This is a genomic window from Larkinella harenae, assembly GCF_054780515.1.
In genome coordinates this window covers 533,543-547,416 of the sequence record NZ_BAAGWE010000003.1, presented here as the reverse complement: position 1 = coordinate 547,416, position 13,874 = coordinate 533,543, and the positions used below count along the sequence as shown (strand labels likewise).

The 13,874-nt window shown below is 50.6% G+C and carries 13 protein-coding genes; 9 read left to right on the top strand and 4 right to left on the bottom strand.

What is annotated here, in order from left to right:
* Positions 1–50: 50 nt before the first annotated feature.
* On the bottom strand, positions 51–791 hold the full coding sequence (surE, locus tag ACYVH9_RS19355) for a 5'/3'-nucleotidase SurE (protein ID WP_460638028.1): 741 nt from the start codon (positions 789–791) through the stop codon (positions 51–53).
* 74 nt (positions 792–865) lie between these two features.
* On the opposite strand from surE, the gene ACYVH9_RS19350 reads away from it, so the two are divergent.
* The gene (locus tag ACYVH9_RS19350; protein WP_460638027.1) at positions 866–1,771 is read left to right on the top strand and encodes a diacylglycerol/lipid kinase family protein; all 906 of its coding nucleotides are present in this window, start codon (positions 866–868) and stop codon (positions 1,769–1,771) included.
* 32 nt (positions 1,772–1,803) lie between these two features.
* Here ACYVH9_RS19350 and ACYVH9_RS19345 read toward each other — a convergent pair whose 3' ends face one another.
* The gene (locus tag ACYVH9_RS19345; RefSeq protein ID WP_460638026.1) at positions 1,804–3,255 is read right to left on the bottom strand and encodes a TonB family protein; all 1,452 of its coding nucleotides are present in this window, start codon (positions 3,253–3,255) and stop codon (positions 1,804–1,806) included.
* A gap of 92 nt (positions 3,256–3,347) precedes the next feature.
* Here ACYVH9_RS19345 and ACYVH9_RS19340 point away from each other — a divergent pair, with 92 nt between their 5' ends.
* From ACYVH9_RS19340 to ACYVH9_RS19330, 3 genes are all read left to right on the top strand, one after another.
* Complete coding sequence (locus ACYVH9_RS19340; protein ID WP_460638025.1) at positions 3,348–3,668, top strand: hypothetical protein; 321 nt, start codon at positions 3,348–3,350, stop codon at positions 3,666–3,668.
* Entirely contained in the window at positions 3,665–4,333 is a 669-nt protein-coding gene (locus ACYVH9_RS19335; protein WP_460638024.1) for an ATP-binding cassette domain-containing protein, read from the top strand. The genes ACYVH9_RS19340 and ACYVH9_RS19335 overlap by 4 nt, the downstream gene beginning before the upstream one ends.
* A gap of 195 nt (positions 4,334–4,528) precedes the next feature.
* The gene (locus ACYVH9_RS19330; RefSeq protein ID WP_460638023.1) at positions 4,529–5,272 is read left to right on the top strand and encodes a YHYH protein; all 744 of its coding nucleotides are present in this window, start codon (positions 4,529–4,531) and stop codon (positions 5,270–5,272) included.
* A 22-nt stretch (positions 5,273–5,294) separates the two neighbouring features.
* Here ACYVH9_RS19330 and ACYVH9_RS19325 read toward each other — a convergent pair whose 3' ends face one another.
* Positions 5,295–6,188 (bottom strand): outer membrane beta-barrel protein, encoded by an 894-nt coding sequence (locus tag ACYVH9_RS19325; RefSeq protein WP_460638022.1) that lies wholly within the window; start codon positions 6,186–6,188, stop codon positions 5,295–5,297.
* A gap of 38 nt (positions 6,189–6,226) precedes the next feature.
* Between ACYVH9_RS19325 and gldB the strand changes: the two genes are divergently transcribed.
* The 5 genes from gldB to ACYVH9_RS19300 all read left to right on the top strand — a co-directional run bounded on the left by gldB (position 6,227) and on the right by ACYVH9_RS19300 (position 12,527).
* Positions 6,227–7,201 (top strand): gliding motility lipoprotein GldB, encoded by a 975-nt coding sequence (gene gldB / locus ACYVH9_RS19320; protein WP_460638021.1) that lies wholly within the window; start codon positions 6,227–6,229, stop codon positions 7,199–7,201.
* Between the two features lie 42 nt (positions 7,202–7,243).
* Positions 7,244–9,058: an ABC transporter ATP-binding protein gene (locus ACYVH9_RS19315; RefSeq protein ID WP_460638020.1), complete on the top strand. Its 1,815-nt coding sequence runs from the start codon at positions 7,244–7,246 to the stop codon at positions 9,056–9,058.
* A gap of 24 nt (positions 9,059–9,082) precedes the next feature.
* Entirely contained in the window at positions 9,083–9,508 is a 426-nt protein-coding gene (locus ACYVH9_RS19310; protein ID WP_460638019.1) for a Fur family transcriptional regulator, read from the top strand.
* Complete coding sequence (locus ACYVH9_RS19305; RefSeq protein ID WP_460638018.1) at positions 9,508–11,316, top strand: MutS-related protein; 1,809 nt, start codon at positions 9,508–9,510, stop codon at positions 11,314–11,316. Before ACYVH9_RS19310 ends, ACYVH9_RS19305 begins: the two co-directional genes overlap by 1 nt.
* Before the next feature lie 260 nt (positions 11,317–11,576).
* Complete coding sequence (locus tag ACYVH9_RS19300) at positions 11,577–12,527, top strand: serine hydrolase domain-containing protein (protein WP_460638017.1); 951 nt, start codon at positions 11,577–11,579, stop codon at positions 12,525–12,527.
* An 84-nt stretch (positions 12,528–12,611) separates the two neighbouring features.
* Here ACYVH9_RS19300 and ACYVH9_RS19295 read toward each other — a convergent pair whose 3' ends face one another.
* Entirely contained in the window at positions 12,612–13,823 is a 1,212-nt protein-coding gene (locus ACYVH9_RS19295; RefSeq protein ID WP_460638016.1) for an ATP-grasp domain-containing protein, read from the bottom strand.
* Positions 13,824–13,874 lie beyond the last annotated feature (51 nt).

The window sequence follows — 13,874 nt, the reverse complement described above, 5'->3', positions numbered from 1 at the left end:
AATTAAAAAATAAAGCCCCTTCTGGTGACGGAAGGGGCTTTACTTTTTGGTTATACCGTAATAGGTTGTTCTTTCAGAGCTTTGTTGAGCGCCTGTTCATCGGTCAGATCGAGTCTCAAAGGTGTAATTGAAACGTACCCCTGATCAACAGCCCAGCGGTCCGTTCCTTCTTCGGCCGGTTCCAGGGGTGTTACCGTAAACCAATAGTGTTTACGACCCAATGGGTCCATTCCCGGTACAATTGTTCCATCGTATAACCGAACCGACTGACGTGTCCACTTGATGTCGGTAGGATTGGGAGGAAAATTGACGTTGTAAAGTGACAATTCAGTATCTTTCAACAGCAGTTCCAAGGTTTTCTCCACGTACGGCTCCAGCGCTTTGAAGTCGGGTTCGGTTTTACCGACTGGGGTGCTGAGGGCAATGCCTTTGATGCCCAGCAAAACCGCTTGTTTGGCAGCCGCCAGTGTACCCGAATGCCACATGGAATTGCCCAGATTTGGTCCCATGTTGATGCCCGATAAGACCACATCCGTTTGTCCGCCAATGTGACTTCCCAGCGCCACGCAATCGGCGGGCGTACCATTAACACGGTAGGCTTCAATGCCTTCAAACTTGATCGGGGAGGGTTTGTATGAAAGTGGGCGTGAATGGGTTACCGCGTGACCCATGGAAGACTGCTCAACATCGGGCGCTACAACGCGTACTTCGCCGAAACGGGAAGCTATGCGAGCCAGAGCCGCAATACCCGGGCTGTAAATACCGTCATCGTTGGTGATTAATATTCTCATGGTATTGTCATTTTGTACAAATATTCCAACAGAAAAACGCCAATGATGTTTAATATATCGTTATAACGGACTTTATGAAAATTGCTCAGCTCTTACACAACCCCGGCGCTGGTGATGAGGAACATTCCAAGAAGGAACTCATGGCGCTAATTGAATCGGAAGGATTTGTCTGCCGGTATGCATCCACGAAAAAAAGCGACTGGAAAGAATTAAAAACGGATGTCGATTTTTTGGTCGTGGCTGGCGGGGACGGCACCGTTCGGCGGGTCGCCAAACACCTGTTAAACCGGAAACTGATCGAAAAACCGTATCCGATCGCTTTATTGCCCAACGGAACGGCGAACAACATCGCCGGTGCACTCCATATTCCGGTTGATGATCCCTTGCCGATTGTGAAGAGCTGGAAAAAAGGCGAGCGGAAGCGTTTTGACGTGGGCCTGGTAGAGGGGTTGTCCAAGCATCACTTTTTCCTGGAAGGAATTGGGTACGGCGTTTTTCCGAAGCTGATGAAAGAAATGGACAAGCGGGAAGAAAAATCGGATGATTCGCCGGAAGATAGGTTAAAAACCGCTTTGGAAGTGCTGGCAGAGATTATCCAATCTTACAAAACCCGTCATTGCCAGATCGAAATAGACGGGGTTGATTATTCGGGAGATTACCTGCTGGTAGAAGTGATGAATATTCGTTCCATTGGCCCTAAGTTGGTGTTGGATCCTGCCGCCGACCCGGGCGATGGTCAGTTTGAAGTGGTCTTAGTGGCAGAAAATCAACGTGACGTTCTGGCAACCTATGTGCAAAACCGTCTCCAGGGCGTCGAGGGTGATTATTGGGGAACCATCCTGAAAGGGCGCTCGATCCGGATGAAATGGGAAGGGGCTGAATTACACCTGGACGATCAGTTGGTCAAGTCCAAGAAAGCTCGGAACATTCAGATTTCGCTGCATGAAGGTGCCTTGAGCTTTCTGGGGGTACAGAAGTAATTAAAACGGGTTTTGATAAAAGCCGGGTTATCTTATTGCAGGGCGAAATTCAGGGGCATCGTATACCGTACGTTAACTTTTCGGCCGCGCTGGATACCCGGCGTCCACTTACCATCGGTGGCTTTAACAACCCGCATGGCTTCCTCATCGGCTCCGTATCCAATCCCGCGTATTACTTTCACATCGCTGACGTGCCCATCGGCATCGATAGTAAAGGTCACCAACACCCGGCCTTGTACTTTTTTCTGTTGTGCTTCTACCGGATACCGCAGGGTACTGGATAGAAAACGCCCTAATCCGGCCATTCCACCTTTAAACTCCGGCTGCTTCTCGAGTTCGTTGTAGGTCGATACGTTCCCTTTTTCGTCGTATAATTTTCCGGAGATCAACTTGCCGTTGTCGTAAGTTTCCCGATAAACCAATTGATCATTTTTTAACCGCCCGACCCAGTCGCCATTTTTCTGGCTATTCTCCAACATTCCGCTTTCCCGCAACAGTTTCCTATTATTGAGGGAGGTAAAAGTTGCCTGCCCGGTTCCATTGACAACGGTTGGTTTACCCGTCGAATCCCACTGGCTTACCTGTTGAAGCTCATAGCGGAAAAGGGCTACACCGTTCATGTCACGAACACCAACCTGATGAAGCTGTCCGGTGGGGTACCAGCGCCATTCCCGCGTTTTCTTTTCAGTATCCGACTCTTCCAAACTCTTTACGACCCCATTCCGATAGTAGTAATACGAAGTACGTGACCGTTTCCCGTCTTCATAAGGCTCACTAGATAACAGGGTGCCATCCGCTAAAAATGAGTAGTGAACTTGCTGATTACTGCCGAGCTCATCGAAAATTTGAAGCCGGTACGCACTGATCGAATCGGGCAGAGCGGGGTCGTCATGATTGTAATGCATGAAGGACTCCTTTTGGAAACGGTAGTGGCTAAATTCTTTCCAGCTTTTTCCGTTTTTTCGATACACGATGGGCCCTTCGGTAGGATAGCCCAATGTATCTACCGGAGAAACAAGTCTGAAAGCCGCCTTGGTGGAGTCGTCGGTAAACTCGCCTTTGTCATTGTAATACCGAATAATTTGGCCCGGTCGGCAATCCAGGCCATTGGGCACAAACCGTACTGTATACGTAATCTGTTGCCGAACGGTTTTTCCGTCTTTTTGGGCGGGTATCCAGGCATTAAACAAACGCAGAACACGAACGGCTTCGCGGTCACAGTCGGGTTGGAGTTTGCGCAGTAGGTTTACCTCCGAAATTTTGCCGTTGGGTTCTACCACGGCGGATAAAATAACCGCTCCTTTGGTACGATTTACTTCGGCAGCATACGGCATACGCCGGTTCACATCAACAAACTTTTCCAGCAACGGTAAACCGCCGATAGGGTGGGCTACGGAATCAACTTCAAACTCTTTGTAAATGGTCTGGGCATGTACAAAGAAGACCATTATTGAAAAAAGGAGCGTAAAGAGGCTGCGTTTCATCGGTTGTTGATTGAAGTTCGGAGAGCGAATTTATAAAAAATGTTAATAATTTCCTTTGAAATTGGACTTACGTTAGCTTGCTAAAAAAGCGTATGATACTCCGAAAGTTCAGAGCCATTTTCTTTTTCTACCGGACATTCTGGTTGTTTACCAATATGGTGACTCTGGGCTTACTGATTGTCAGTATTGAACGGCTAAATGGCTATTTTTTGCTTTTTCTGGTGTACTTCCTCTGGTTTAAGCTACTTTCCGAGGTAGGTGTCTGGTACATTGTACAGCAGCATCAGCGAAATCAGTTCTGCTTTTACCATAATCTGGGTTTATCCAGAACCGTATTGTTCGGCGGAGCTTTTACGTTGGATCTACTGATTGCTTTATTGCTAATTGGTATCACTTATCAGTTGAGGCTATGAATGGCAGGCCTGCACAGCTGGAAGCCGACAGCATTTGGCTTCAATTCGGCGGTCGGAAAATCCTCCAGAGTGTCTACATTCGGTTGCAGGTGGGGCAGGTGACGGGTTTGCTGGGCCGGAATGGCTGCGGAAAATCCTGTTTGTTGCAAAGCATGATGGGGTTGATGCCCACCGAAAGTCAGTCGATCCGGATTGATGGGCGGTACGTTGAAAAACCGTACCAGCAACCAACTTTGATCCGGTATTTGCCCCAACGCCCGTTTGTGCCAGCTGGCTTAACTATTCAGGCGGCTTTTGCGTGGTACGGGGTAAGTATAGACGAGATTTCCGAAGCCTATCCCTTACTTTACCAGTTCAGGAAACATAAAATGGGCGAGTTGTCGGGTGGCGAAAAGCGACTGGCCGAAATTCTGCTGATTCTCAAATCCGATACAACTTTTGTCTTGCTCGATGAACCGTTTTCGCATCTGATGCCAGTTCAGCTGGAGCAAGTGCAGCAAACCATCCAACACGAAGCCCGGCGTAAAGCAATTCTTCTGTCCGATCACCTGTATACATCGGTACTGGCCCTGAGCGACACCGTCTATTATCTCCACACAGGTGGTCGTACGCAGCTATTGAACTCACCTGCGGAGAACCTGAAAGACATGGGCTATATCAGCTGAATCGATACACCACCGTGCATATTTGATCGGTTCCGACGACTTTGGGGATTTACAATCTGTGAAGCTGGCGTCATTAGATAGCGCTTACAATTGACCTTTTACTGATGCTGACGCCGGATTTTTCAAATTTTCTGGATGTAACGTGTGATTTTTCGGACTAGGGTCGTCTAAATAAACGTATACCCTCCGCCACATATGAAACCCAGAACCGTAACCGTTTTTGTTGCCGCTTTAAGCCTTTTGGCGTCCGGCCTGCTCATGATTTCCTGCCTAAACGATCCTGACCCGGAAGCCGAAGTATTTGTAACCGCCGTGCCAGAAGTGTATCGGAAAATTTACGGAGCCAGCAGCGTGACGCGGTCTGGAAACTACGTTGTGATTAAAACCAAGGGTCTTCCGGATCATAAAAGTCCTTACTTTCAGCATACAAAATGGGCCACCGCACAATACGAAGCGTACAATGGCACGAACCCAGCCTGGAAGCAAAGTTCGAATGAGATTGATTCGGTGAGTTATACATTTCAACTACCAATCGATCCGAAAGCAGCCTCCCCAAAAGCAACGTTGAAGGGTGGAGAACCCAGCGGAATTGCGCTGAATGGTGTACCGTTTTTTAGTCAGCATGAAGCCGGAGAGAGTGGCCTCGATCAGTACAATGGGCACCCGACTACCACGGGCGATTATCACTATCACCTGGAGCCCACATTTTTGACGACCAATAAAGGAAAGGAAGCTCTGGTAGGGTTTATGCTCGACGGTTTTCCCGTTTACGGGCCTGTAGAAAATGGAAAGCCCGTGGCCAGCAGTAGCCTGGATGCGTATCATGGACACCGCCACCCAACCGCCGATTACCCACAGGGTATTTACCATTACCACATAACAGCGTCCTCTAGTAGCGGCACTGCTTTGTACGGAACGCTGGGCACCTATACGAAATAGGCATTCAACGGCTATAAAACCGTTAGAATTTCAACCCCAGTTCGAGCGAGACTACATGGTTTTTCGAGATCAGATCCCGCGCCCGGGCCACGTCCGTCAAACCGCGCTGGTAACTGATTCCCATCAGCAGAGCCTGGCTGCGGTTCAAACGGTATTGAATGCCCGTGCCGAGCAGCAGGCTCAGGCTACCGAAACTGTACTGACGGCTGTATTTACCGCTGTCTTCCGCAAACTGGTATAGGGCGTTGCGTGTTGGATCAAGCGCTTTTTCGGCCAGCTTGATGTTGATCAAACCGCCCGTCTGGATGTAAAACCGTGCGTTGGGAAACAGGTTATTGGCGTACATTTTCACGGTAGCCGGTAGCTGTAGGTATTGTAAGTTGTAAGACGACTGCTGGACTTTAGCGCCCGGATCCCAAACCGGCTGCCCAAACTGGCCCGGAATCCGATACCCTGATCGGTGAATCGTGTACCAAAGTCCAGAACTGAATGAATACCGATCTTTGAAAAAGAAATAATCAATGCTGGGGCCGAGACTCATCCGCATAGCGGCTCCATTATCCCGAAATCCTGCGTATGAACCGAAGCCTTCGGCCGTGTTGATCGTAACCGAGGGGGCCAGCCGGAAACTCATTTCGATTAGTTTTTGTGGGGGAGCATAATCAATCTCATCGTCCTGAATTCGCTGAAAAACCCGGTCGGTAGCGCGGTTGGGACGTCGTTGGTCGTTTGATTGACGCTTGCTTTTTCGGGGAGCGGGCTGTCCCCAGCCGTCGTCTGAGGTCCGGTCCGATTGGCGGGGTTCCTGCACCGTTACCCGCCCCTGTGCGTGAGCGTTCCCAATCGCCAGGGATAAAAGCAGGCCGGTTACTGCAATCATCTGGCCGGAAGGCCGGAACAAACCCAACTTTTTCATAAATTTGTATGTTTCCAAGAGAACGCTCATTAGTAAGAATGAAAATCTGGCTTGTTGTTTTTTGTTTAGTAAGTATACTCATTTTCAACGCCTGCTCCAAAACGGAGGAACTGGTAACGATTGAACGGCCGGAACAGGAACTGTTTGCGTCGCGTCAGCCGGAGGCCATCCGTCAGTGGCTGGACAGTCATAAGTCCATTGCTCAGGTTTACTTTGGTACAACCCGTTTTGGGGAGGACACGGCGTTGGTGAATGAATTGCTCAAACGAGTTAACGATAAGGAGCTTGACGTATTGTATAAGCAGATCAATAAGGAATTCGGGACAATGGGCGACGTGCAGGGGCAACTGTCGAAAGCCTTCAACCGGATCCGTGAAAACTTCCCGGAGTTCAAACCGCCGAGAGTGGTAACGATGGTGTCGGGGTTTATGGGGCAGGATCTGGTCATTAGTGATACGTTAGTCATCATTGGATTGGATTATTTCGCGGGACCGGAAGCCAAATACCGCCCACGAGGCTTACCCGCGTACATTCTGCGCCGGTACCAGAAACCGTTTATCGCTCCGACGATCATAACGGCTCTGTCTGAACGGTTTAATAAAACCAACCAGCAGGATCAGACTTTGCTGGCTGACATGATTTATTACGGAAAAGGCTATGTGTTTACGAAAGAAATGCTGCCCGACGTACCGGATAGTCTGATTATCGGCTATACCGATCAACAGCTCACACAAACCTACAACGTGCAGGAAAATATCTGGGCGTATTTTATCGACGCCAAACTGCTGTTTGAAGTCAGCCCCGCCATCAAAAACCGGTATCTCGCTGAGCGGCCTTTTACCGCCGAAATCAGCAACAAAAGTCCCGGCGCCATCGGCCGCTGGCTAGGCTGGCGAATTGTCGGAAAGTATTACGATGAAAAAAAGCCGGATATTAAGGAGCTGATGGACAATGAGAACGCTCCACAGATTTTTGAACAGTCGGGTTACAAAGGATTTAAAGACGAGGATTAATACAATATCGCAGGCGGTTGGCCGACCCCACATAAAAACAGTATGGCAAAGAGAGGTAGAAGTTCCGAGGAGAACGAAGAAGATAAAAAAGTAAAAGTGACCCGCGACGCGCTGCAAAAGTCGTTGCGATTGTTCCGGTTTATCAAACCGTACCGGTGGTATTTCATCATTGGGTTGGTTTTTCTGTTACTGTCGTCGGCAACGACGATGGTATTTCCGAAATTACTGGGCGACATTCTGAAAGTTGTAGAAGACCGGCTGGCGGCTGGCTCGTTGAATCAGATAACACTAATGCTGTTTGGCTTGCTGGTGGTGCAGTCGGTGTTTTCGTTTGCGCGCGTCTATCTGTTTGCGCAAGTCAGCGAACGGGCTATGGCCGACGTGCGACGGGCGGTTTACAAAAAAATCATCACGTTGCCGGTTTTCTTCTTTGAGCAACGGCGGGTGGGCGAGCTGACCAGCCGGATTTCGTCGGACGTCACCCAACTGCAGGATGTCTTGTCGACCACCCTGGCCGAGTTTCTCCGGCAGATCATCACCTTACTCGCTGGTGTAGCCCTGATTTCGTTCACTTCTTTGAAGCTGACGGGCTTTATGCTGGCCACGGTGCCGGTTGTCATCGTAGCGGCTATATTCTTCGGTAAGTTCATCCGGAAACTGTCGCGGAAAGCCCAGGACGAACTGGCGCTGGCCAACGTTGTCGTGGAAGAGACCCTGCAATCGGTTAGTGTCGTAAAAGCCTTTACGAATGAACCCTACGAAGTTCGACGGTATTCGACGGCGCTTGACAAAGTGGTTCAGAATGCCCTTCGGGTGGCCAACTTCCGGGGCGGTTTTGTATCGTTCATCGTTTTTGCGCTTTTTGGCGGTATTGTTGGGGTGGTCTGGTACGGGGCGAATTTGATGCTGGCGGGCGAGCTGACGTTTTCGCAACTGGTTACGTTTGTTATTTACACCATGTACATTGGCGGGGCCGTCGGCGGTTTGGGCGATCTGTATGCCCAGATTCAACGTACCATCGGGGCTTCGGAACGAATTCTGGATATTTTGGAAGAGCGTTCGGAACTGGATTTGCCAGCCACTGAGCCAGCCACGTGGCCTGCACCCTTGCGCGGTGAGGTTGCGTTTAGGGATATCCATTTTGCGTATCCATCGCGGCCCGATGTTGACGTGTTGAAAGGCATCTCGTTGCAGGTTCCGGCGGGGCACAAGATTGCGCTGGTGGGCCAGAGTGGGGCCGGAAAATCAACCATCGTACAACTGTTGTTGCGGTATTATTCCGTCAATAGCGGTTTGATTACGGTGGACGGCGAGCCGATTGAAAACATTGATATTCGGTATCTGCGTCAGAATATTGCCGTTGTTCCGCAGGAAGTTATTCTGTTTGGCGGTACAATTCTGGAAAATATTGCCTACGGAAAGCCCGGAGCTACCGAAGCCGAGGTGCTGGCAGCGGCCCGCAAGGCCAACGCGCTGGATTTCATCGAATCGTTTCCGGAAAAATTCCAGACGGTTGTGGGCGAAAGGGGCGTCAAACTCTCGGGTGGTCAGCGGCAACGGATTGCCATTGCCCGCGCCATTCTGAAAGATCCGGCTATTCTGGTGCTCGATGAGGCTACGAGCTCACTGGATGCGGAGTCGGAACGGCTGGTGCAGGAAGCACTGGACGAGCTGATGCAAAACCGTACCACCATCATTATTGCCCACCGGCTGGCTACCATTCGGAAAGTAGATACCATCTACGTGATTCGCGAAGGGCAAATCAGCGAAACCGGCACGCACGAGGAATTGAGCCTGCTGGAAGACGGTTTGTACGCGAATCTGGTTAAATTACAGTTTGAAACAACGGATAGTTAAAATGCCTCGACGGCTTTTACGCTTATGAACGCTGCTATTAAACAGACTCTGGACGACTTCCATCTACGACACACGAGTTGTCGGGAGGGCGTACTGGATACATTTTTTGCCGCTAACTATGCGCTGGCGCACCACGATATTGAGGAAAGCCTGAAGAATGATTTTGATCGGGTAACCATTTACCGGACGCTCAAAACGTTTGTGGACAAAGGGATTCTGCACAAAGTGCTGGACGATGAAGGCGGCTTGAAATACGCTCTCTGTCGGGAAGCCTGTGCCCACGATCATCACCATGATCATGTTCATTTCAAATGCGAACAGTGTGGGCAGACAACCTGTCTGGAAAATACCCTCATCCCGGCCGTCAGCCTGCCTTCTGGCTATAGCCGAAAAGAAACCAATCTATTGATTCAGGGCGTCTGTTCGCTTTGTAATAAAAACGTTGCGTAATGTCCGAGTCGATTTTTGCGGAACGTGAAACCCATTATTTGCAGGAAGAATTAAAAGCGCGGGCGGGCTACAACCGGCTGGCAATTGTTCGGTTAGCCTGGTTTGTCGGGGCGGCTTTTCTGCTTTATTTTTTGATTGACCAGGGGCAGAACGCGCTCGCTATTGGTGTTGGTTTACTGGCGGTTACCGGTTTTCTGGTGCTGCTGAAACGTCACCAGGCCGTTCAGCGCCGACGCGATCGGGCGCGTTGGCTGGCCTTCATCAACCGCGATGAGACGGCCCGGCTCGAACGAAAATTTCTGCGTCCCGAAACCGGCCTGCCGTATACCGATGCGAACCACCCCTACGCGGGCGATCTGGATGTTTTCGGCAACCATTCCCTGTTTCGGCTGCTGAACCGGACGCATACCTGCGAAGGAGGGCGGAAACTGGCGGCTTACTTGCTGTCCCCCGTGCCTGTCAGCCAGGTCTTGCTGCGTCAGCAGGCCGTTGCTGAGCTGAAACCGTTGCTCGACTGGCGGCAGGAACTGGAAGCCCTGGCCTGCCTGAGTCCTACCGTTGGCGATTCGCCCGAAGAACTCAAAAACTGGGCAACCAAACCTGCGGAACCGCTGCCCGTTTATTTAACCATTGCCCGTTGGGCGCTTCCGGCCATTACGCTGGCGCTGCTGGTCTTGTGGCTAAACGGGATGCTGGCGGGCTGGGCAGTAACGGCTTCGTTGCTGGTGCATGTTTTGATATTGGGAAAAGCGGCTGAACGGGCTAAAAATGCCAGCGAGCAGACATATACGATGTCGCAAACGCTGAAAACGTACCGCGATTTATTGCAGCACCTCGAAAATCCACGGTTTGAATCGGCTATTCTACACCGCCTTCAAACGATACTAACGTTCGAAAACCGTGCTGCTGCGGATGCTATCGGAAGACTAGGGAAATTGGTTGAAAACCTGAATTTCCGCCGAAATCCGTATTTCTTCCTCTTGATCGGGATTTTTACTCTTTGGGATATTCATTATTTACAGGCGCTGGACCGCTGGAAACGGGTGTACGGCCCCCATCTGGCCGACTGGCTCGATGCTCTGGCCGAAGCCGAAGCCCTGAACAGTCTGGCGGGTTTAGCCTATGCCCATCCGGAATATGCTGTTCCGGAATTCAACGAAGAAGCGCTGCAACTTGATGCACAACAGGTACGGCATCCAATGCTGCTGCGCAGTCGGAGTGTGGCAAATTCGTTGCAAATTGACGGCAACGGGCAGACAATCCTGATCACGGGCTCCAATATGTCGGGGAAAAGTACCTTCCTGCGGACAATCGGGACCAATGTCGTGCTGGCGCTGGCTGGGTCGGTTGTGGCGGCTGATCGGCTGGTGTGTTCGCCGGTGCAGGTGTTTACGAGCATGCGTACGCAGGATTCGCTGGAGGAAAATACGTCGTCGTTCTATGCCGAGTTGAAACGCCTGAAAACGCTCATCGACCGCACGCGGCAAACGTCCAATTGGCCGGTGCTGTATTTCCTGGACGAAATCCTGAAAGGTACCAACTCCGCTGATCGGCACCGGGGCGCGCGGGCTTTGATTATGCAATTGCACGAAACAGCGGCTTCCGGTTTTGTTTCGACCCACGATGTAGAATTGGGTGAACTGGCGGCTTCGCATCCGTTTGTGCATAATTATAGTTTCAGTTCGGATGTGATCGAGGGCAAACTGCATTTCGATTACCAGTTGCGGACGGGTGTTTGCCGCAGCTTCAACGCCAGCCAGTTGATGGAGTCGATTGGCATTGAGATGCATAAATTTCAGGCGAGCTAACTTTTCATTTGTCATACCGTTCAACCGACTGTAATGTAATACAGATTCAATCGTCTTTGCGCTTTAATCCTCCTTTCAACTTTCTATGAAACGGTTTAAGGCGACTTCTTTGCTAGGCATTTGTTTGCTCATTGGGGCTTCAAGTTTCTTAAAAGCGCAAAAACCTTCTCTCCAAACCGTTCAGAATTCTACCATTAAGAAGTATGCCCTCAATTATTTGCAGAAAGAGGGCACAGTAGGCATTTCCGTTGGAATTATCCATGACGGAAAAAACGACGAGTACCATTTTGGCCAGATCGAAAAAGGGAGCCGGTCTGCACCAACCTCCACAACGCTATATTCGATTGGTTCCATTGCCAACTTTTGCGGCTACCTTAACCGCCCAGGCGGTGCTGGAGGGAAAATGTAAGTTGCAGGATGATATCCGAAAGTACCTGCCCGATAGCCTGGATTTCTCCAATTTGAGTTATCAGGGCTGGCCCATCCAACTGCTGCATCTGTGCAATCATACGTCCCGGATTCCCGCACAGTTGGCCCCGCTTCCGGCCAATTGGAATAGCTTGTCCGCAGATGAGAAATACCAGTACAAGAAAAAGTACACTGCCCAGGCTTTTTTGAACGACTTGCAGCACCTCCGGGTGGATACAATACCAGGGACGAAATATGCCTACTCGAACGCAGCGGTGAAGCTCCTGACGCTGATTGTAGAGCGAATTTATCAACGGCCTTATGCTGTTTTGCTGGAGGATTACATTCAGAAAGAGATGGGCTTACAGGATACCAAACTGTATTTAAATGCGTTGGACTGGACCCGGTTTGCCAGTGGAAGGCAGGATAAAGCGGTGCTGATCCGAACCAAAGATAGTGATGATTTTACGAGCGGGCCGGGCTTGAATTCAACGCTAAGTGATATGCTCCGGTACGTAGCGTTCCAGATGGCTGAAAAAAATAAGGCGACGACACTCACTCACCAGCAAACCTGGGAGGGTTCAAACGACATTCGAATTGGACTAATCTGGCGGATGGGCAGGCTTCCCAATCAGGAAACCTACTTTTATCACAGTGGACAAGGTTGGGGCTGCATGAGCTTCAGTATCTTTTCGGTCCAAAGCAAGCGGGGAGTCGTCATCCTGGTGAATGATACAATGGATCAAAAAAGCCTGATTGATTTAGGGGAACGTATTTTTCAGGAGTTGGCCGCAGTCAAATGAATCAAAGAAGAGTAATGGAAAAGCCTCATTTCCTGTGTAGAATGAACAGGTTAGCACCTTGAGGTTTGTTATTTGACAGCATGACTAATTCGTTGGTTTGTCCGGAACAGGGGCCGACGCGTGGTATTCCTGGTAAATCCGGTGCATGTAATCGTCAAGTAATTGCAAAACCCGTTCCCGCTCAGCGGCCTTAACAATAAAACCGACGTGGTACTCCTTGTGCATTCGCCACGCAATTTCGGCATCCGAAAAACCGTCGGTATTGGGCCACTGCTGGCGGGCCAGCGAGATGATCAGGCCCGCGTAATGGTTCTGGACAGCGGGCAACTGGTAGGTTTCCTGACGGGCCAGAGCATTTTCCAGCCGCGCCCACTCGCGCCAGAGATTAATGCCCGACGATACCTCAACCAGTTCGGCAATATTGGCCCCGCCCACGCGCGACGAGGTTTCCAGAAAATAATAGGCGCCGTCGTGATCACTCCGAATGTATTCGGCATGCGAAGCGCTGGATTGCATTCGGAACGCTTTCAAAACTGCATCATTCAATTCGTACAAATGCCGGGCTTCGTCGGAATCGAATGGTAAAACCGCCGTTCGGAAAACACCCCCGCCGTGGGCAACCTCCATCGGCGTCGCCAGGTATTGGCTTGCTCGGGTGAACAGCACTTTACCATCCTGTGAAAGTGAATCGACGTGAAAAACCCGGCCGGGCTTGAACTGCTCAATCAGAAACTGGTGTCGGCTGTTGCCCAGCGAATGAATAACCTGCCAGGCTTCGTCCAGCGAATAAACCTTTTTGATGCCGGTAGCCGAAGCCTCGGATCGGGGTTTGATGAGCCAGGGGGCTTCGGTGTTGCGCAAAAATGCGGTAACGGTTTCGTCGTGAAAGAGGCTGCTGAACGCCGGAACGCGGATGCCTTCGGCGGCTGCCCGCATCCGCATGGCCAGCTTGTCGCGGAAAAACCGGGCGGTGGTTTGTCCCATGCCCGGAATCCGGAACGTTTCGCGCACCAGAGCCGCTTTTTCCACGTCAAAATCATCCATCGCCACCACCCGATCGATCTTCCGCGACCGCATTGTGTGGGCCAGCCCGGTGATCATGAGGTCCAGGTTCTGCGACGAATTATCCTGCGACGGCAAATAAAAAAACTCATCAATGGCTTCGCGGGGCCACGGATGGTTGGCCAGTTTCTCGTACGTCAGCAGGTAAACGGTATTTCCGGCTTCTTTACAGGCTTTCAGGAAAGCTTCTCCTTTGAAATACGTTGAGATGCAGAGAAACGACAGCTGGCTCATGAATGGGGTGTTTGTTGAAGAGGTTGGAACGCCAGCAAATTAACCATTTCA